The sequence below is a fragment of the Oscillatoria sp. FACHB-1407 genome (assembly GCF_014697545.1).
In the GTDB taxonomy this organism is placed as follows: domain Bacteria; phylum Cyanobacteriota; class Cyanobacteriia; order Elainellales; family Elainellaceae; genus FACHB-1407.
The window spans coordinates 19,125-35,183 of sequence record NZ_JACJSA010000008.1; the positions used below are offsets into that span (position 1 = coordinate 19,125).

Below are 16,059 nucleotides of genomic sequence, written 5' to 3' on the forward strand. Positions count from 1 at the left end.
GCCTTCGGGCTGGACGAGGATTGGAACTGGATAGTAGACAAACAGCAACGGGTGCAAGACGTGTAGCGTTCAGCCTTCGGGCTGGACGAGGATTGGAACAGTCCCAAACATCTCTTGCCATAGTCTCAGCAAGTAGCGTTCAGCCTTCGGGCTGGACGAGGATTGGAACCTTGTGCGTCCTGGTATCCCAGCACATTAGTCAGGTAGCGTTCAGCCTTCGGGCTGGACGAGGATTGGAACAAATTGTGTTTGCGAGGATTGTCGGGGAAGTTGGCAGTAGCGTTCAGCCTTCGGGCTGGACGAGGATTGGAACTGTGATGATGACCTACGAGCCAAAATTGAACCGGGTGTAGCGTTCAGCCTTCGGGCTGGACGAGGATTGGAACACTTCAATCATGCTGCACACTCCTCCTCATACTTGGTAGCGTTCAGCCTTCGGGCTGGACGAGGATTGGAACCTTTAATTAACTCAAATCGATGTGGCTCCTGAAGTAGCGTTCAGCCTTCGGGCTGGACGAGGATTGGAACCATCGTGACTTCGATTTCAGGCAGTTCGATCGATGTAGCGTTCAGCCTTCGGGCTGGACGAGGATTGGAACAAGAAGTGCTTGCGCGACCTCTTCGCCTTCGGGTAGCGTTCAGCCTTCGGGCTGGACGAGGATTGGAACTAGAATCCCTGATGGCATGGCAAAACTCCCCCAGGTAGCGTTCAGCCTTCGGGCTGGACGAGGATTGGAACACAACTTAAAAACCGCACTGCCGCAGGGGTTTGAGGTAGCGTTCAGCCTTCGGGCTGGACGAGGATTGGAACCCTGATTTCAGTAAAACCCTCGCAGTACCACTGTGTAGCGTTCAGCCTTCGGGCTGGACGAGGATTGGAACAATGTCACGAGTAAACCTGCCTTTTTGCAACTCAAGGATGTAGCGTTCAGCCTTCGGGCTGGACGAGGATTGGAACCATCGGATGTGCCAGAAGGTGAAAGAGTTGTCTTAGTAGCGTTCAGCCTTCGGGCTGGACGAGGATTGGAACAGGTCAAGAAATGGAATTACAGTGTGTTTCAACTGGTAGCGTTCAGCCTTCGGGCTGGACGAGGATTGGAACCTATTAAACGCGATCGCCCCCAAATGGTAAAGCTGGTAGCGTTCAGCCTTCGGGCTGGACGAGGATTGGAACTACATGTCCTGTTTCGTAGTTCAGTTGTGGGCGGCAATCGTGTAGCGTTCAGCCTTCGGGCTGGACGAGGATTGGAACAGGGGTGATGGGGGCATCAAACACCCAATAGCTGGTAGCGTTCAGCCTTCGGGCTGGACGAGGATTGGAACCAGTTCTTCGCGGTCAAGAATTGGCTCCCCATCTGTGTAGCGTTCAGCCTTCGGGCTGGACGAGGATTGGAACTCTGCATCAACTTCAAATTCCTCATAGCCAACATTCCGCGTAGCGTTCAGCCTTCGGGCTGGACGAGGATTGGAACTTTGTTGATGTGTTGCGAGTACTTCAGCAGTTGCGTAGCGTTCAGCCTTCGGGCTGGACGAGGATTGGAACCTTTACCAAAAGCCCAAGTATTCTGTAGCACTCCTGTAGCGTTCAGCCTTCGGGCTGGACGAGGATTGGAACTCGCTTTTCAGAATGGCGAGATTAGAGCACTGATGTAGCGTTCAGCCTTCGGGCTGGACGAGGATTGGAACCTATTGTCGCGATCGCTCCAGAATGTACTATTACGGTAGCGTTCAGCCTTCGGGCTGGACGAGGATTGGAACAGGGCATGGCGAAAGACCATCTTCGGCAACTCGTCGAGTAGCGTTCAGCCTTCGGGCTGGACGAGGATTGGAACTGACCCTTATCACCCTTCAATCCAGGTCTACCTTCAGGTAGCGTTCAGCCTTCGGGCTGGACGAGGATTGGAACTTATCACCCTCAAATTGCACCGGGGTATCGGGCTTGTAGCGTTCAGCCTTCGGGCTGGACGAGGATTGGAACAACACCACTTCAACATATTGGGTCAAAACCAAGGTAGCGTTCAGCCTTCGGGCTGGACGAGGATTGGAACTCAACCCTTCCTTGCTCGCTCCAATTCCCGGACTGATGTAGCGTTCAGCCTTCGGGCTGGACGAGGATTGGAACATTTCCGTGCGATCACGCCATCCATGGAGCACCCGCGTAGCGTTCAGCCTTCGGGCTGGACGAGGATTGGAACACTGGTGGGGGCGATCGCCTCCAAACACCTTTGAGCCAACTGAGGTTGTTACCAGTGAGCAAACAGAATGTTTGAGCATTTCAACACTGCACTGGTAGTGGAAGAAGAACTGAGATCCAAACTGATAGTTCACAACCAAAGTGGGCACTTTAAAATTAATCCCCCTCCTAGTCATAGATGCACCCTGAAGGTTTACGTAGAGGGGGTTTTTTCATGCCTACACTCAGGCAGTCCTTAGCTTCGCCAACAGTTTCTTAAACAACAGATTTGCCGCACGCCGATCGCCCGGTCTAACACTCACCACCACAGCCGCGATCGCATCCTTAATCTCTTGCTCAGTCAATCGGGTTAAGGATTCTGAATCAGAATCTAGAGCCTTTGCAAAATCAACAATCTGAGTCTCAAACCGTGCAGGCAACCGCATCATCTTAGTAGGCGATCGCCACGCACTCTTACGCCCCGCCCCCGGTCGCTTACCCCCGATCGCCATGATTCTGATACAAATTCAACGGCTTCACTCTACCATGCAATCTAGTAACACAAGATTCTGAATCAATTTCTGAGAACCGCGCTGAGTGTCGAATTCTGAAGTAAACGATACTCCACTCGTCGCTCCACCGCCACAAGCCCCCCATCCTGCAACCGGGTTAACACCCGCTTTACCGTCCTAACATCGATGCCCAATCTTGTAGCAATCTTCGCATCACTCAAATCACCATCCTGGTTTTGATGCAGTAACGCCAGCACCCTCAGTTCAGCGCGAGTTAAGTCAGAGTTGAGCAGGAGGTCAATAACAGGATCAGGTGAGGAAGTGGGAATAGGGGATGGGTAACGAGTGGCATATCCTCCAGTTTTACGAATGGAGGGCAGGACTTCGTGGAATACCCAACGTCGAAACGCTTTAGCTCCTGGCTTACGAGATGTGAAAACTAGACGGTAAAGACCCGGTTCAGTGACCGTTAAAAATGGCTGAGGTCGATTAAGGGCATCGGTAATAGCTATATTACCCTCAGCCAGAGAATAATATCCCTTCTCGTCATCATCAAAATTTGCCAGGGCATCACTAACATTTTTTATCCCCAGAACAGCCGCCACATCTTGAGCAATCCATTCTGGGTTATCTAAATTGCCATTCCAGCGAATCTCGTAATTCTCAAACGCGCCAAACAGAGCGACCCCTTGCGGGTATCTCGGAGAAATCGCATTCATGGCTATTCCTCGCTATCGATATCCACTGACTCAATCGATACCTTGCGTAATTTGCCATCAACCAACTTGAAACCCTGATGGTCAATCAGTTCTAATGCCGCCTTTACCAATAGCGTGATTTGACGAGCTACGGGACGCTCTTCTTGATCAGCCATCGCCTCAACTCGTTCCAAGGTTTCCCGATCAAAGGGAACCGTTACACGCTCATCTTTTCGCGCCACATCTACTGCTAAATCCTGCATCTGAATCTTACCCAAAAAAACTCTTGTCGCTGAGTATGACATTTTTTGGATGTCATTGACATCCATTGGATGCCATTCTAAATTCGATTAGGAAACAGGAAATTTCTCAGAACTTCCGAGAAGTTTTCTCACATTTCCCCATTTCCCCATCCAGCACAGGCGCGATTCATCGCGTCTCCCTTCCATCTCAGGAGAGGAGATGACCCATCATGACCTGACCCTAGAAGAGACAGGCTACAACGACGCACGCCTACAGCGATCCAGAGCCAGTTCCAATGCTCATTACCTCCGAGGTTATCGCCAGGGCACCCGCGACCACCTCACCTTCCAGGGGTTCTGGGAAGCCCACCTTCTCAGAACCAATCCCATAGAGGCGCAACTGAGCGCGTCTGACATTTCTCCCACTTCCTCCAAGGAGCTAACAATGACTACCACCCTAGAACTTTCCACCGCCGAACTCGCAGAACGATTAGGCGTCACACCGCGCATGGTCAATATGTACCGCGCCGCTGCCGAGCGCACTGCACAACGTCCCCTCGGAACCAAACGCGGCAAAACCAAATACTTCAACGCCGAAGAGATAGAGCTAATCCGCAAAGCTCAAATTCTCGGAGCCACTGAAGGCGATCGCCAGCAGCAAAAACCCGCCGACTTCACCCAGCAAAACACCGAAGCCGAAGCCGAGATCTGCGACGGCATGAGTGACATCGTAGCCGCAGGCGACAGAAACGCTCTCATGATGGGGCGATCGCTCGGTAAACGCTGGAATGACTTAATGTGGACAGCTGCACTCCGCGAAATGCAAACCGGAATGCTGACCATGCAGAGCCAGTTCAACGAAATGCACGCCAGCATCGCCACCTCCCTCGATGCCGACTACCTCCCCCAACTCACAGGCAACCACAGCGGCACACCCCAACTCGAAGGAGTCGAAGACTGATTCAGGAAATCGGGAAATACGAGAAACCTTCCCCCATTTCTCAGACCAGAGGTGAGGTTAGCATCACCACCCCTCACCCTGGATCACCCCCAGAACAAATAGGAGCTTTTTTAAGTATGAAGGAAAACACTCTAGACCGAGGGTTAACCATTCTCGCTACACTGCTCACCCTCGTTACTCTAACCGTCGTCCTGGTTTACATCTTCAGGTTTCAGCCGAGGTCATGTGTGGTCGAACCCGTTGGAGCCAACACGAAGGAGGCGGCGATCGCTTTGCGTTATCCACCAGGAGTCGCAGGATGAAAGACTATTTCAGGCAACAGGTTACGAGTGAAATCGCCCTTTGGATGTGCGGAAATATCCTGTTTGTCGCCTTGGTTAGCACGACCCCACCTGGAATCGTTCATGGTCTAGAGCCAAACTCCAAACAGTACTACAACGACTCAAGCCTGATGGTAGCCGCCGAAGAAACGGGACTGAACGGTACAGTGAACGCGGCAGAGCTAACCGCCATCATGTATCTCCGCTTTCCCCAGCGATACCGCTCTATCATCAATCGCTTTGGAATGCCCTATTCCCGCGATCGCTACCGAGATTTCTACAAAATCGCTGGAGCCAGAAACTGGGTAGCGATCGAATATCGCGGAACGACCGCCGTTGGATACATCCTCATCAGCGACTAACAGAATTTGAATCAAAATCAAAAGTACACTATGAAACACGCAATCATGGTTGGAGCAATCACCATCTCAGGGTTACTCTCATCCTGTATGGCAATGCCCGGAGACAGTGTCTATGAGCAGCGACCACCGATGGTTCCTTACGTCCCGGACGTAGGACAACACACCGATACAATGCCCATGTTGTTAGACCCAGAAGCAGAAAACGAAGAATGGACAGAAGAAGTTTTCGCTCCAGACCTGGCAACCGCTCAAAACAGATGTCAGAATATCGCTAACAAAGGCGGATTGACCGAAGTTATCAACGTTACCCAAGCAACCAAAACCCTTAACCGCCAAGGAAACTACAAGTTTGTGTGTTGGTTCAAATCCGAAACAGGAGGCTCAAGCAGTGCAACAGACAACGATAATCCCCAATATTAAGCAGTTGCCCCGCATTCCCAAAAGAGGAACCATCTATGTATCAGTTAATCTGGCGATCGCTGACCCTGGCAAGGTTTGGGAACTGGCAAAGCAACTCGGTTTCAGTCCAGAACTGGCTTATCTAGAAACTCGCGCAGGTATCGAGATTCATGCTCTACTGCATGAAAGCGAACTACAAATTCAATCTCTCGCTGAAAGTCACGGACTAGATCCGCAGATTGAAGGCTTGATGGATGGAGGCATTGACCCTGAAGCACTCCGTATCGCCTACGGCAACAGAACGGTTAAAGCAGCCTAAGCAGATTCACTCCTGCCTCTAAATACACTAACCCTGGTAGGGGCTACCAGGGTTTTTTAGTGCCCTCTCATCCCTCTTCTTTCTTCCTTCATCCCAACTCTCCAGTACAGACCTACCCTGTACACACGAGTCCTCTCAGACCCCTAAATTCCCTAACTTTGGAAGACTTTGAGCCTTTGCCAAAGGTCTTGACCCCACCAGAAACACCCGGACTTGGAACCGATGCGAAGCGCGCCTTCGGGTAAACCAAAACATCTTCTGCTAGGGGGTTTGGGGGAGGCAGTGGCGTCCCCCAATGGGGGTTTGGGGGAGACTCCCCCAATGCCTGATTTTCACACATTTGAAACAGCCATGCACCTCATTTGGAAGCAAGCAGAGATTTGTGTACACAGTAGCCCAGCTCAAGAGGGACGCAATCGCAGGAAGGAAGATACTCAATCATCAGAAACAGACAACGCCCAGGCGATCTCGCCAGCAACAGACACTCATTGCCTAAATAGTTGCCGGGCACAGCCCGACGCGGGGGAAGAAAGCTTTCCCCCCGTGCCCCCCTTCCGCGCCGCCGCAGGGGTTTTTAGTCTACGGGGTGGCGGGTTCGGGTCTAGGGTGTCCGTTCCTCGCTTCGCTCCGGTACTCCTGACAACGGGGGCTGATATCGTGCTTTGCGCTTGTCCTATGGGGAGTGCCCCACACCCCCACCCGTTGCCCTTGCCCCTCCCCTCTATGCCACCCCGTACCCCCCGCTTCGCGTGGCGGCGTTTTGCGCTACTCGTTGTTTTTTTCACTTGTCGTGGGAGGTTCACTCGTGATTCTTGCGCTTCGTTTCTTGTCTCAGTTGTTTTGGGCGTTTCGGGTCGTGGGCTTTTGCGGCTCTCGCTCCGGTTGCCCTGAGTTGCCCCTGCTCTCGTTGGTTGCCTTGTGTGCGGGGTTGCGTGTCCTGGTGGGTGATGCGCGGGGTGTTGATGCGCTGGTGCGTTCTGCGTTGCCCTCTGCTGAGGTGTTCTCGGTGGTTGGCTCCGGTCGGGGTGCGTTTGTGGCTCGCTCCATTCGGTTTATTCGGGCGTTAGTCGCGGCTGGTGGGGTGTTGGTGTCTTTCCCCGGTCAGCCTTGTCCTGTTGGGTTGGCTCCTTCTCCCCTGTCCTCTCGTTGCTTTTGTGGCTTGGGGTCTGGTTCGTGGGCTTCGGTTGCGTTCGCTTGTGGGCTTCGGTTGCCCGTTGTGGTGTGGGTTGCTTGTCCGTCGTGGGTTCCCACTTGGGGCTTCCGCTCCATTGGTGCTGGGTTCTGGGTTGCTGGTGCGTGAGTTGGTTTCGTCCGTTTGTGGCTGAGGGCTTCGGCTCTCAGCTTTTTTTCACTTGTCGTTTTGAGGTATTTCCCATGTCTAATCCATCCATCTATGTGGCTTGCCTTGCCAGTTACAACGCAGGCAAGCTCTATGGAGTTCACATCGAGTTTGTCGAGGGGCTAACCCCAGATGAGGTTCAGTTTGCGATCGACACGATGCTCAAAAAGTCTCCAGTTCCAGATGCTGAGGAGTGGGAGATTCACGACTCAGAAGGGTTTGCAGGTTTCAGTAGCAACAATCTAGACCTGCTGTGCGAGGTTGCAACCCTGATCCACCAGCATGGCGAGGGAGCAGTTAAGGGCTTCATAGGTCATGCAGGGGCAGAGATGCTCGATGAGTTCTCCACTCTCTACTGCGGTTGCTTCAAGTCAGAAGCTGACTTCTGCCAAGCGCACTTAGGCGAGGAAGGCGGCATCTGTGAAGCCGCTACCAGCATCCAGGTGTTCGACTGGGCAACCCTCGACCAGTACATCGACTGGGAGGCAATTGCCAACGATGCCTTCATCAACAGCTACTACTCCTACGAAGAGAGCTACGAAACGGTTCACGTCTACGGACGGCAATAGTTTCAAGTCCTGAGCACGACGTTAAAAGGCTCATTTGTCGTTTTGTTCACTTGTCGTTTTTTGAGGTTTACCGTCTATGACCTACTTTGACCGTTTTGATGTCGTGGCAGCTTATCACCACTTTGCATTCCTCACGCTTTATCGAGGGATGCACTACGACTATGAGCGAGTGAGTAGGCTTCAGTTTGCGATCGCCGCCCGTTTAGAACTGGTGTTGAGGTATAAGCCAGGGTTGAGCGATTCCAGGCTACGCACCATCAGCCCCAACGCTAAAGCGATTTATACGGGGTTGGTCCGCAAGCATTTAGGGGTCAGTGGAGATAAGCCATGCAAGGTGTAGGCATCATCAAAAACTTTGAACCACTGGGCAAACCAAGCAGGCATGTTGTCTCTCAAATCAATAAGTTGCACAGAGAGGCAACAGCAGCCCAGAGGCGAGCCATCATCGGCTTTGAGCGCGATTACTGGGTAGTCGATGCAAGCCGACTCAAGACCAGTAAAACACTCTGGCTAGTGACGTTTGAGCGCACGGTTCACTATGTCGTTAACAACGAATCAAAGACCGTTGACGTTGAGCGATTCACAGTAACGCTCAAACCAGACGGAGCGATCGCAGAATACCGACGAATGCTACGTGAGAGAGTCATCGGTTGATGCCACAACGCCGAGCCACAGGCGTTTCATAAATTGGCTCATGGCATATAGAAAAGCGATCGCCCAGGTACGTACAGGTCCAGGCGATCGCTTCGTTTTTTTCACTTGTCGTGAATTGGAGTTCACAACATGTCTAGTCTTACACAAACTGACTCGATTGAGTCAGAACTTCATGCTGTCTGTGGGCAGTGTATTCACTTTCGCCCAGCCAGGACGCTGACCTATCTCGAAGGCACGCAGCAGGTTCATACACCGAGCTATTGCAAGCTCAGAGCCTCCGTTGATCTGCCCTGCTTATTCAAGGCAGACAGCCACGCGGACACATGCCCCTGGTTCACGGAGGTGCAGTGATGAACCGTGATTTTCTACACGCCTATTTGCGTTTGCAGGAGGCACACAAAGAGTTGCACAAGCTACTCAAGGCATTTGAAACCGATGCCAGCAATGAGGAGCTTAGACGCTTGTTGGGCGAGACTTACCGACTCCTCAACATGGTTGAAACCGTTGTTCTGGGAGACAGAGACAATGTGCAACTTTAACCGCCCAAAAGCCGACTGGCAGTGCCAGCAGTGTTTCTCCTACAGACCGGAGACAGAGCACTACGGCATCTGCACAGCCCAGGTCGTGAGCGATCGCAACGGATACGGCGAGCCAAAACCGTTTAATCCGCCAGTATTCGCAAATCAGAAAGCCTGCTTCCGATTCAGCCACAACCAATAGTTAGCGTATTGCCGGGAGTCGCGCCCCGGCAGCGATCGCTAAAAGTAGCTGTAACGACTCAGAACATTAGCCGCGTAGGGTGGCGTCAGCGTAACGCACCGCATATTTAGGCTAACCTGGTGAGTCAATACAATTAGCCGCTAGACATCACCAGGGATTAGCTTCTAAGCTAGTCCCTACGATGGGTTCACCTCAACTTGCAACGCACTCCAGAGATTTTGAGCGACATTAAGGATGGGGCAACTACTCAACCAGTTGGAAAGAGGGACGCATAATGGCAAGAATCATCGCCGTCACCGATGCGGTCAAGAGTCTATCCGAAGTGGAAGCTCGGTTTGGCTTGCGTCGAGCCGAGGATGAGCAGTTTTTTAACGAGTGGCAGCAAGACCTACCCGAACTGAATGATGCCGAGCGGAGCAAGCTACAAATTCTGCGTCAACGGCTACTCTATCACCGGGCAGAGGGCGATTTGTTAGAAGGCTCCGTCATGCTGTTAGTGGCGTCTCCCCTACTAGAGTTGCCCGGATTCTATGACCCGCCATTTCGGATGCAGGCAGAGGCGGGCATCGAAGTCACCGTAGCAGATGGGCAAGAGATTTTACGCGGCAGAATCGACGTATTGATTATGCAGCGGCAGTTTTGGACGCTGGTCTTAGAGTCAAAGAAAACTACCATCTCAACGCGGTCAGCACTCCCTCAAGCGTTGGCATATATGATGGCAACCCCCGACCCCGAAAAAGCTCAATTTGGCATGTTGACCAATGGGGATGATGTCCTGTTTATCAAACTCGTCCTCCAACCCGAAAAGCAGTACAGCCTATCGCGAGTATTTTCACTCTATACACTGACCCAGGAGTGGCAAGCCGCGCTGCAAGTGTTAAAGAAACTAGCAACGTTAATTTCGGGGTGAAACGACTCCCCAATCTACCCTTGAGCGACCCTGACAATAACAGCACGACCCCTTCAATAGGGGCTTTAGCCCCTTGCCCTAATTTCTCTGGATAGGGTTATAAATTGTGAGTGAGCATCAGCTGTGCTGGATTCATCTAGTCCTCAGACGACAAGTTCTTAGAGGGCAACGGCACACGATCCTCCTGCTTGTCGAGCACCAACAACAACATATATTCCCGCGCCTCCAGGGGTAGAGCTTCTAAAATTCGCTCTACGGAGTCAATTCGCAAATTTTCACCGTTACGGAATTTGCTGACTTGCGATGCGGTGAGTCCACTCTTTTGAGCCAAGTCAGTGCCCTTGATGTTGTAACGAAACAACGTCTCCCGAAACGCCTCAGAAAAACGCATCGCTAATATTCTTTCATAAATAAAAAAGTTGCATAAATTACAGATTCCTGCAATTTATGCTAATTTCGTGAAAGTTCAAATATCACGAAAGTATAATTTCTACTATTTATGTGCTATTTTTTATATGTAAAAGTAATTTATTACATGAAAATTCGTGGACTTATGCTGACTGCTGAAGAATTTCGCTTCGCGCGAGCGATCGATCTCGAAAGGTTGACCGGAATCGACGCCTCCTGCTTCGCCGCCTGGAGCAAGACCCGCCAAATCTCCGAGCGCAATCTAGAGGCGATCGCCACTGCCCTTAGCATGACCAAGGGTGAAGTTTTGCGTGGCTTCGAGTTACGCCGACAAGACACCCAACTTGCTACCCAGGTTTCCAGTCGCCTCAAAGAACTCACCGCTTCGTAAAAACCCATGAAAAAACCCCCCGTCTTCCACAACGAGAGGGCTAAAAACGTCTAAAACGCTTTTGCAATCATGACTGATTCAAGCACGTCCCCCGAAAGTAGTACATCACAGATTGCGGAATTTGTTCAAATCCCCACAAAACTTCTCCAATACGTCAGATCCCTTCACCTGACTGGAACCCAATACGATTTGTGGCTCTACCTCTACGAACTTGACCCCTACGGCAACCGCTGGATCGAAGTTCCACCTCCCGCCGAAATCGCCCAAATCCTGCAAGTAGACCCCCGCACCATCCAACGTTGTGCTCAACGGCTTGCAGATTGCGAACTTTTTGAATTTCAGATCAATCGCTGGAAAGCCCGGAACACAACCGTTACAAGCAAAATACGCGATTTTTCTACGGGCAAAGAGATCCATTTGCGGACAAACAGATCCAAATGTCACCAAATGGATCAAAAGATCCAAAATGGTACAAATACTCAGAGCCTAAAACCCTTGCAAAATCAGGGTTTTGCTAATGAGCCATGTACCAATAACAGAAAGAAAGAATATTCAGAACAGATTGGTACTTCGTACTGCAATGAACAGGAAGGGAACCTGGTACACCTCCAAAACCCCTTATTAGAAAGAGTTGCAGCCGCAGGACTAAGCCCGAACAAAACAATCCAGAGAGCGATCGCCACACTGCAACAACAACTCGACCCCACCACCGCCGCAAAAGCTGTGGAAAACGCCCTCAGTGCCCTCCAGGAACAACAACAACAAGGAACCGTACGCAACCCCGGAGGCTTTTTTATGGCGGCTCTCAAAGGCAACTTCACCGCCAATACAGCCAAACGCAATGCCAAACACAAACGCGCCAGCCCCACCCCCCGCGATAGTCCACCCCCCGACCCGATCGCCGTTAGTCAACAAATTGACACCTACCTGCTAAACGGACGGCGAGATTGGGCGATCGCCAAACTCAACCAGCTTTACAGCAACCACCCCAACCACATCACAGAACTGCTCTCTATCCGCAACGATTGGCAGATCAGCATTACAGAACTCGGAGTATGACCCAGGAGTATTCACATGACAGGCATCTACATCGAACTGCCCAACGACCTCTATGACCTCCTCACAGCCCACCTGGAAAATAGCCAGGACGACCTCTACACCCTCGTTGCCCAGGCAATTACCGCAGCAATAGCCGAAGGCACAGCCCAACACCTGGAGGAGAAGCCATGCTGAGAGGTTTACAGCTTTCCTTCGTCTCAGATATTGAGCCATACGAGATCACCAACCCACCCCCCAACACACTCCAAACCCCATCAGGAACGGCGATTGTAACCCGCATAGAAGGCGAGATTATTTGGGCAAGATACGGCAACGGCACAGAGCAACCCCATGTTCTGGAGCGATCGCCAAGCGATCTCTGCCAAGAGAAATCATCCCCAGAACAACCCAACCAGACCTGCCAACATCTTCTAAACGCAACACCAACACCAGAGCCGACAAAACGCCAACGGCGGCATTCCCCCAAAGGCAAAGCATCAGGAACCATCAAAGAGCGACGAGGCAACACCAGGCGCAAGAAGCCCAGTATCAGTTACTTTTACGAGTGGTTCGAGAAGGGCAAAAAGCGCACACTCTACATCCCCACCCGCCAGATCGAGCAAGTCAGGACGATGATCGACAGCCGCTGTTCTGTCAATGAAATCCTACACGCGATCTCCACCCCCACTTCTCACAACCCGCAAAATCCCACATTTATCGGTAAAGATAAATCCATCAACTTACAGCGGTTTTCAGACGAGTGCCACACAGCAAATGCCTGTGGGCTGAGGTGATACATAAGATTGATGTGGCATACACAAATGAAAATTGCTGTAGCAACTCGCTGTAACTATCACCCGGAGGTGAACAACGATGAAGTTAACGGTTGAGATCGATATCATCCTGTTTAACTGCATCGAACGATTTCTAGAATCCCAACTTCCTAACCCAGAAGCCGCCGTCATTCTACAAGCCTTAGAGGATGTTGCAATTAAACATACCGCCAAGGCACTCAGAGAGCGAATCACTATCTCAGAGCCGCCACAGATAGACCTATGAAAACCACCACCAAAGCCAAACTCAAACAATTTCCCCGCATCCCTGACAACGCCGAACTCGTAGACATCAACCAGGCATCCCAAGCTCTGGGGAAAGGCTACAGCCGCCGCTCCATCTACCGCCGCATCAAATCCGGTGAATGGGTCGAAGGCATCCACTGGATAGACGATCGCGCCCGTGACAGCGCAAAAGCCATCATCAAAATCAACCTCACTGCGGTTAATGAATTACGGGCAGTCCCAGCCGCTTACCGTTAGATAGATCATGGATTAGGTGAGACTAAAAGTCTTTGCTTATTTTGAGCAATCTCGATTTCGATCTAGTTCACTCCCCTCTGGAAGTTGAGTTTTACAAAGCTTGGCAGCGTTCAATTGTTCATCTGTCAAATTCTTGGCATCGCTGAGATCAGTCCCTCTTAAAATAGTACCGTTAAGGTTAGCTTCACTAAGGTTGGCACCGTCGAGGTAGGTATTGCTAAGGTCAGCATAAGTGAGGTCAGCATTGCTTAGATCGGCATTACTAAGGTAGGCATTACTGAGGTTAGTGCCGCTAAGGAAGGCTCTGCTAAAGTTGGCATTGCTAAGACTGGCACCGTTAAGGTTAGCACCGTTAAGGTTAGCGTTGTTGAGATTACTATTCCTGAGATCAGCCACAACAAGGTCAGCCCCGCTGAGATTGGCTTCAGTGAGGTTAGCACCTTTTAGGAGAGCGTTGTTGAGCTTGGCGTAACCGAGGTTGGCATTACTCAAGTTAACTCCAATAAGGTTGGCATTACTAAGATCCACATTTCCAAAGTTGGCATCACTAACCCTCTCATTAACAATTCTCCAGACCAAATGCCATTTATCATCAAGCTTTGTCTCTCCGTTAATATGAACCCCATTGAGATTGGCAAAGCTAAGGTTGGTGTTGCTGAGGTTAGCTTCAGTGAGAACAGCGTTGCTGAGATCGGTGTAACTGAGGTTAGCTTCAGTGAGAACGGCTCCGGTAAGATCGGTGTTGTTAAGTTTAACTCCGGTTAGGTTAGCTTTATTGAAAATAGTGTTGCTGAGGTTAGCAAAGCTAAGGTTGGTGTTGCTGAGGTTGGCTCCAGTTAGGTTGGTGTTGCTGAGGTTAGCTCCGGTGAGTTTGGCACCATTAAGATCCAAATGTTTTTCTTTAGGGTCATTGCTAATCTCCCTTTCTCCTATCACGTTGAGGGCTGCTTGAATGTCGGTAGTGACGCTTGCGAAACGTTGAGAATAATCGGCTTCATCCTCCGACTTAAGCATCTGGACTCCAGCTTTTTCTCGGATAAAAGCAGTTAATACTTCCATCACTGTCCAGTGGTCTTCAGGTGAATCTCTGGCAATGCGCGCTAAGACATAAATTCCACCTAGACGAACCTCAATTAGGCTGTTTCCAAGCATCTCAACAGCTTTACTAAAGCGTTCCGTAATTTGCTTATCCTCACTAATTTGAAGGTTTTTCCATGAGAGATAAGCGGTAACTAAGAAAAAGAGCCCACCGATCGCTTGCAGCCAAGTTTGTCGATAAGCATTCTCTACATCCGCTTGATCTTTACCACTAAGCCCCAAATCTGACGTTTGCCATTTGGGTACTTGCCAAGCCAATAGCAGAATGAGAATACCTAAAAGAACAGCGGTTCTTACAGAGAAGGGAGTAGCAATCGAGCGAACGTGTTTACTTTTTTTCATGACTCTGGGTGCCGTCGAACCCTACCTGTAAAACTTGTTGCCAATTAAACTTCTGGCTTTTAAAGCTCTCAACCTATAGGCAAATCAGAAACAGAGCGATCGCCCCACTCAATACCCTTTAGATAGATGTAAGCCTGTGTACCGATTAATCGCTGATCTTGGCACTTCCTGAAACTTTTTGCCATAATCTGACACAGTTGATTATCCCCAGAACATAAGCCTGTCAACTCTTGTATGTAAGAGTGTGAGGGAGCAGTATCTTCATCGGTGTTATTTAACCGAATCAGGACAGCTTGAAAAAGACAGACGACTGTGGCGTGGACTTATTGAACCAATTAAGGAGATGGCAATGAGTCTAGAAAAACTTAGATTTGTTAAAAACATTGATGATTCCGGTTGGGCATACAAAGACTGGCAAAAGGGCAGCCAGCAACATCTGCATTGGTCAAAGGGGGGTGAGGCGAATGCAAACAAAGCTCAACTCGGAGATCTCGTTTTACTGGTGCAAAAACCGAATCATATTCAAGAAGCAAGAGCCACGCACCTCGTTGAGGTCACCAGCAGTGCAGCTGAAACGATCGCTGATGACAACTGGGGAATTGTCAGACAAGTTTCAGTCATTTGGGTGGCTGACTTCACCCACGAGGCATCCATTCCCAGAGATAGAGATCTGTTTGGCTGGAAACGCCAGCGACCTCAAGGCACCAACCTGGTTGAGTTAGAGAAGGTTAAAGATGGAACATTATTCCAGTTCTGGCATTCCCCAAATATCTTTCAGCGACACGTCGCAGGAATGCTGAGACTGATTGAGGAGTAAGTAGCAACTTATAATCAAAACACCCCTCTAACTAATCGAAGCTGCGGACAATGACAGGCGATCGCCATGCAAATCACAATCGACATCCCCGATGATATCGCCTCGCGCTTAGAGCCACTTAAGGATCAACTGCCTCAAATTCTGACACTTGGGTTACAAGAATTCACCGCCAATCCCTCCACTGGCTTTTCAGGGTTGACGGAAATCCTAGAGTTTTTTGCCAAGCTGCCCACCGCCCAAGAAATTCTTGATTTGCGCCTCTCCCCAACTGTTCAAGCCGAGATCGAAACACTGCTCGAAAAGAATCGCACCGAAGGGTTCAACGAGCGCGATCGCCAACTGTGGCAGCACTATGAATTTGTCGAACATCTTGTTCGGTTGGCTAAAGCTCAAGCTTTGCTGAGACTGCAACAAGCCACATGAGCAGAACTTACATCCCCTCCCATCAGCGGTCAAGTATTTGCGTTGTCA

The 16,059-nt window shown here is 50.6% G+C and carries 27 protein-coding genes and 1 CRISPR repeat array (1 of these 28 cut by a window edge); of the genes, 21 read left to right on the forward strand and 6 right to left on the reverse strand.

Annotated elements, in window-relative coordinates; genetic code table 11:
• A CRISPR array of direct repeats spans positions 1-2,195; the repeat unit is 37 nt; unit sequence GTAGCGTTCAGCCTTCGGGCTGGACGAGGATTGGAAC; it begins 1,608 nt to the left of the window's first position.
• 223 nt (positions 2,196-2,418) lie between these two features.
• The 3 genes from H6G89_RS14600 to H6G89_RS14610 form a co-directional block, all read right to left on the reverse strand.
• The gene (locus H6G89_RS14600) at positions 2,419-2,685 is read right to left on the reverse strand and encodes a hypothetical protein (protein WP_190507518.1); all 267 of its coding nucleotides are present in this window, start codon (positions 2,683-2,685) and stop codon (positions 2,419-2,421) included.
• Positions 2,686-2,747: 62 nt separating this feature from the next.
• Entirely contained in the window at positions 2,748-3,404 is a 657-nt protein-coding gene (locus tag H6G89_RS14605) for a BRO family protein (RefSeq protein WP_190507525.1), read from the reverse strand.
• Positions 3,405-3,406: 2 nt separating this feature from the next.
• Positions 3,407-3,688: a ribbon-helix-helix domain-containing protein gene (locus tag H6G89_RS14610; protein ID WP_190507527.1), complete on the reverse strand. Its 282-nt coding sequence runs from the start codon at positions 3,686-3,688 to the stop codon at positions 3,407-3,409.
• A gap of 157 nt (positions 3,689-3,845) precedes the next feature.
• Here H6G89_RS14610 and H6G89_RS14615 point away from each other — a divergent pair, with 157 nt between their 5' ends.
• The 9 genes from H6G89_RS14615 to H6G89_RS14655 all read left to right on the forward strand — a co-directional run bounded on the left by H6G89_RS14615 (position 3,846) and on the right by H6G89_RS14655 (position 8,548).
• Positions 3,846-4,586 carry a hypothetical protein gene (locus H6G89_RS14615; protein WP_190507529.1) on the forward strand — a complete coding sequence of 247 codons (741 nt, stop codon included), beginning with the start codon at positions 3,846-3,848 and terminating at the stop codon, positions 4,584-4,586.
• A 116-nt stretch (positions 4,587-4,702) separates the two neighbouring features.
• Positions 4,703-4,888: a hypothetical protein gene (locus tag H6G89_RS14620; protein WP_190507531.1), complete on the forward strand. Its 186-nt coding sequence runs from the start codon at positions 4,703-4,705 to the stop codon at positions 4,886-4,888.
• Complete coding sequence (locus H6G89_RS14625) at positions 4,885-5,268, forward strand: hypothetical protein (protein ID WP_190507533.1); 384 nt, start codon at positions 4,885-4,887, stop codon at positions 5,266-5,268. Before H6G89_RS14620 ends, H6G89_RS14625 begins: the two co-directional genes overlap by 4 nt.
• A gap of 30 nt (positions 5,269-5,298) precedes the next feature.
• On the forward strand, positions 5,299-5,688 hold the full coding sequence (locus H6G89_RS14630; protein ID WP_190507535.1) for a hypothetical protein: 390 nt from the start codon (positions 5,299-5,301) through the stop codon (positions 5,686-5,688).
• Entirely contained in the window at positions 5,657-5,986 is a 330-nt protein-coding gene (locus H6G89_RS14635) for a hypothetical protein (protein WP_190507537.1), read from the forward strand. The genes H6G89_RS14630 and H6G89_RS14635 overlap by 32 nt, the downstream gene beginning before the upstream one ends.
• Before the next feature lie 805 nt (positions 5,987-6,791).
• Positions 6,792-7,286 (forward strand): hypothetical protein, encoded by a 495-nt coding sequence (locus H6G89_RS14640; protein ID WP_190507539.1) that lies wholly within the window; start codon positions 6,792-6,794, stop codon positions 7,284-7,286.
• A gap of 74 nt (positions 7,287-7,360) precedes the next feature.
• Positions 7,361-7,894, forward strand: a complete 534-nt coding sequence (locus H6G89_RS14645; protein WP_190507540.1) for an antirestriction protein ArdA — start codon at positions 7,361-7,363, stop codon at positions 7,892-7,894.
• Between the two features lie 76 nt (positions 7,895-7,970).
• Positions 7,971-8,234 (forward strand): hypothetical protein, encoded by a 264-nt coding sequence (locus H6G89_RS14650; protein WP_190507542.1) that lies wholly within the window; start codon positions 7,971-7,973, stop codon positions 8,232-8,234.
• Positions 8,222-8,548, forward strand: coding sequence for a hypothetical protein (locus H6G89_RS14655; RefSeq protein WP_190507544.1), 327 nt, complete (start codon positions 8,222-8,224; stop codon positions 8,546-8,548). Before H6G89_RS14650 ends, H6G89_RS14655 begins: the two co-directional genes overlap by 13 nt.
• Here the strand turns inward: H6G89_RS14655 and H6G89_RS14660 are convergent.
• The gene (locus H6G89_RS14660; RefSeq protein WP_190507546.1) at positions 8,525-8,674 is read right to left on the reverse strand and encodes a hypothetical protein; all 150 of its coding nucleotides are present in this window, start codon (positions 8,672-8,674) and stop codon (positions 8,525-8,527) included. The genes H6G89_RS14655 and H6G89_RS14660 overlap by 24 nt on opposite strands.
• Positions 8,675-8,677: 3 nt before the next feature.
• On the opposite strand from H6G89_RS14660, the gene H6G89_RS14665 reads away from it, so the two are divergent.
• From H6G89_RS14665 to H6G89_RS14680, 4 genes are all read left to right on the forward strand, one after another.
• On the forward strand, positions 8,678-8,899 hold the full coding sequence (locus H6G89_RS14665; protein WP_190507548.1) for a hypothetical protein: 222 nt from the start codon (positions 8,678-8,680) through the stop codon (positions 8,897-8,899).
• A complete protein-coding gene (locus tag H6G89_RS14670) occupies positions 8,899-9,087 on the forward strand; it encodes a hypothetical protein (protein WP_190507550.1) in 189 nt (62 codons plus the stop codon). Before H6G89_RS14665 ends, H6G89_RS14670 begins: the two co-directional genes overlap by 1 nt.
• Entirely contained in the window at positions 9,074-9,268 is a 195-nt protein-coding gene (locus H6G89_RS14675) for a hypothetical protein (RefSeq protein ID WP_190507552.1), read from the forward strand. Before H6G89_RS14670 ends, H6G89_RS14675 begins: the two co-directional genes overlap by 14 nt.
• Before the next feature lie 274 nt (positions 9,269-9,542).
• Complete coding sequence (locus H6G89_RS14680; RefSeq protein ID WP_190507561.1) at positions 9,543-10,178, forward strand: type I restriction endonuclease; 636 nt, start codon at positions 9,543-9,545, stop codon at positions 10,176-10,178.
• Between the two features lie 136 nt (positions 10,179-10,314).
• Here H6G89_RS14680 and H6G89_RS14685 read toward each other — a convergent pair whose 3' ends face one another.
• Positions 10,315-10,569, reverse strand: a complete 255-nt coding sequence (locus tag H6G89_RS14685) for a helix-turn-helix domain-containing protein (RefSeq protein WP_190507563.1) — start codon at positions 10,567-10,569, stop codon at positions 10,315-10,317.
• 162 nt (positions 10,570-10,731) lie between these two features.
• Here H6G89_RS14685 and H6G89_RS14690 point away from each other — a divergent pair, with 162 nt between their 5' ends.
• The 6 genes from H6G89_RS14690 to H6G89_RS14715 all read left to right on the forward strand — a co-directional run bounded on the left by H6G89_RS14690 (position 10,732) and on the right by H6G89_RS14715 (position 13,331).
• Positions 10,732-10,977, forward strand: a complete 246-nt coding sequence (locus H6G89_RS14690) for a hypothetical protein (RefSeq protein ID WP_190507565.1) — start codon at positions 10,732-10,734, stop codon at positions 10,975-10,977.
• A gap of 69 nt (positions 10,978-11,046) precedes the next feature.
• Entirely contained in the window at positions 11,047-12,036 is a 990-nt protein-coding gene (locus tag H6G89_RS14695) for a hypothetical protein (RefSeq protein WP_190507568.1), read from the forward strand.
• A gap of 15 nt (positions 12,037-12,051) precedes the next feature.
• The gene (locus H6G89_RS14700; protein WP_190507570.1) at positions 12,052-12,210 is read left to right on the forward strand and encodes a hypothetical protein; all 159 of its coding nucleotides are present in this window, start codon (positions 12,052-12,054) and stop codon (positions 12,208-12,210) included.
• Complete coding sequence (locus H6G89_RS14705) at positions 12,204-12,809, forward strand: hypothetical protein (RefSeq protein WP_190507571.1); 606 nt, start codon at positions 12,204-12,206, stop codon at positions 12,807-12,809. Before H6G89_RS14700 ends, H6G89_RS14705 begins: the two co-directional genes overlap by 7 nt.
• A gap of 79 nt (positions 12,810-12,888) precedes the next feature.
• Complete coding sequence (locus H6G89_RS14710; RefSeq protein WP_190507573.1) at positions 12,889-13,074, forward strand: hypothetical protein; 186 nt, start codon at positions 12,889-12,891, stop codon at positions 13,072-13,074.
• The gene (locus H6G89_RS14715) at positions 13,071-13,331 is read left to right on the forward strand and encodes a hypothetical protein (RefSeq protein WP_190507576.1); all 261 of its coding nucleotides are present in this window, start codon (positions 13,071-13,073) and stop codon (positions 13,329-13,331) included. The genes H6G89_RS14710 and H6G89_RS14715 overlap by 4 nt, the downstream gene beginning before the upstream one ends.
• A gap of 36 nt (positions 13,332-13,367) precedes the next feature.
• Here H6G89_RS14715 and H6G89_RS14720 read toward each other — a convergent pair whose 3' ends face one another.
• Positions 13,368-14,771 (reverse strand): pentapeptide repeat-containing protein, encoded by a 1,404-nt coding sequence (locus H6G89_RS14720; RefSeq protein WP_190507578.1) that lies wholly within the window; start codon positions 14,769-14,771, stop codon positions 13,368-13,370.
• 349 nt (positions 14,772-15,120) lie between these two features.
• Between H6G89_RS14720 and H6G89_RS14725 the strand changes: the two genes are divergently transcribed.
• Complete coding sequence (locus H6G89_RS14725; RefSeq protein WP_190507581.1) at positions 15,121-15,588, forward strand: hypothetical protein; 468 nt, start codon at positions 15,121-15,123, stop codon at positions 15,586-15,588.
• A 66-nt stretch (positions 15,589-15,654) separates the two neighbouring features.
• Positions 15,655-16,011 carry a hypothetical protein gene (locus H6G89_RS14730; RefSeq protein ID WP_190507583.1) on the forward strand — a complete coding sequence of 119 codons (357 nt, stop codon included), beginning with the start codon at positions 15,655-15,657 and terminating at the stop codon, positions 16,009-16,011.
• The last annotated feature ends 48 nt before the right edge of the window (positions 16,012-16,059 follow it).

What these genes read in the sequence shown, in the direction of transcription:
- H6G89_RS14605 (WP_190507525.1), bottom strand. Translation starts at nt 3,404, where the DNA reads ATGAATGCGATTTCTCCGAGATACCCGCAAGGGGTCGCTCTGTTTGGC.
- H6G89_RS14630 (WP_190507535.1), top strand. Translation starts at nt 5,299, where the DNA reads ATGAAACACGCAATCATGGTTGGAGCAATCACCATCTCAGGGTTACTC.
- H6G89_RS14670 (WP_190507550.1), top strand. Translation starts at nt 8,899, where the DNA reads ATGAACCGTGATTTTCTACACGCCTATTTGCGTTTGCAGGAGGCACAC.
- H6G89_RS14655 (WP_190507544.1), top strand. Translation starts at nt 8,222, where the DNA reads ATGCAAGGTGTAGGCATCATCAAAAACTTTGAACCACTGGGCAAACCA.
- H6G89_RS14600 (WP_190507518.1), bottom strand. Translation starts at nt 2,685, where the DNA reads ATGGCGATCGGGGGTAAGCGACCGGGGGCGGGGCGTAAGAGTGCGTGG.
- H6G89_RS14650 (WP_190507542.1), top strand. Translation starts at nt 7,971, where the DNA reads ATGACCTACTTTGACCGTTTTGATGTCGTGGCAGCTTATCACCACTTT.
- H6G89_RS14620 (WP_190507531.1), top strand. Translation starts at nt 4,703, where the DNA reads ATGAAGGAAAACACTCTAGACCGAGGGTTAACCATTCTCGCTACACTG.
- H6G89_RS14625 (WP_190507533.1), top strand. Translation starts at nt 4,885, where the DNA reads ATGAAAGACTATTTCAGGCAACAGGTTACGAGTGAAATCGCCCTTTGG.
- H6G89_RS14685 (WP_190507563.1), bottom strand. Translation starts at nt 10,569, where the DNA reads ATGCGTTTTTCTGAGGCGTTTCGGGAGACGTTGTTTCGTTACAACATC.
- H6G89_RS14730 (WP_190507583.1), top strand. Translation starts at nt 15,655, where the DNA reads ATGCAAATCACAATCGACATCCCCGATGATATCGCCTCGCGCTTAGAG.
- H6G89_RS14680 (WP_190507561.1), top strand. Translation starts at nt 9,543, where the DNA reads ATGGCAAGAATCATCGCCGTCACCGATGCGGTCAAGAGTCTATCCGAA.
- H6G89_RS14645 (WP_190507540.1), top strand. Translation starts at nt 7,361, where the DNA reads ATGTCTAATCCATCCATCTATGTGGCTTGCCTTGCCAGTTACAACGCA.
- H6G89_RS14725 (WP_190507581.1), top strand. Translation starts at nt 15,121, where the DNA reads ATGAGTCTAGAAAAACTTAGATTTGTTAAAAACATTGATGATTCCGGT.
- H6G89_RS14690 (WP_190507565.1), top strand. Translation starts at nt 10,732, where the DNA reads ATGCTGACTGCTGAAGAATTTCGCTTCGCGCGAGCGATCGATCTCGAA.
- H6G89_RS14710 (WP_190507573.1), top strand. Translation starts at nt 12,889, where the DNA reads ATGAAGTTAACGGTTGAGATCGATATCATCCTGTTTAACTGCATCGAA.
- H6G89_RS14675 (WP_190507552.1), top strand. Translation starts at nt 9,074, where the DNA reads ATGTGCAACTTTAACCGCCCAAAAGCCGACTGGCAGTGCCAGCAGTGT.
- H6G89_RS14715 (WP_190507576.1), top strand. Translation starts at nt 13,071, where the DNA reads ATGAAAACCACCACCAAAGCCAAACTCAAACAATTTCCCCGCATCCCT.
- H6G89_RS14705 (WP_190507571.1), top strand. Translation starts at nt 12,204, where the DNA reads ATGCTGAGAGGTTTACAGCTTTCCTTCGTCTCAGATATTGAGCCATAC.
- H6G89_RS14610 (WP_190507527.1), bottom strand. Translation starts at nt 3,688, where the DNA reads ATGTCATACTCAGCGACAAGAGTTTTTTTGGGTAAGATTCAGATGCAG.
- H6G89_RS14700 (WP_190507570.1), top strand. Translation starts at nt 12,052, where the DNA reads ATGACAGGCATCTACATCGAACTGCCCAACGACCTCTATGACCTCCTC.
- H6G89_RS14720 (WP_190507578.1), bottom strand. Translation starts at nt 14,771, where the DNA reads ATGAAAAAAAGTAAACACGTTCGCTCGATTGCTACTCCCTTCTCTGTA.
- H6G89_RS14695 (WP_190507568.1), top strand. Translation starts at nt 11,047, where the DNA reads ATGACTGATTCAAGCACGTCCCCCGAAAGTAGTACATCACAGATTGCG.
- H6G89_RS14615 (WP_190507529.1), top strand. Translation starts at nt 3,846, where the DNA reads ATGACCCATCATGACCTGACCCTAGAAGAGACAGGCTACAACGACGCA.
- H6G89_RS14665 (WP_190507548.1), top strand. Translation starts at nt 8,678, where the DNA reads ATGTCTAGTCTTACACAAACTGACTCGATTGAGTCAGAACTTCATGCT.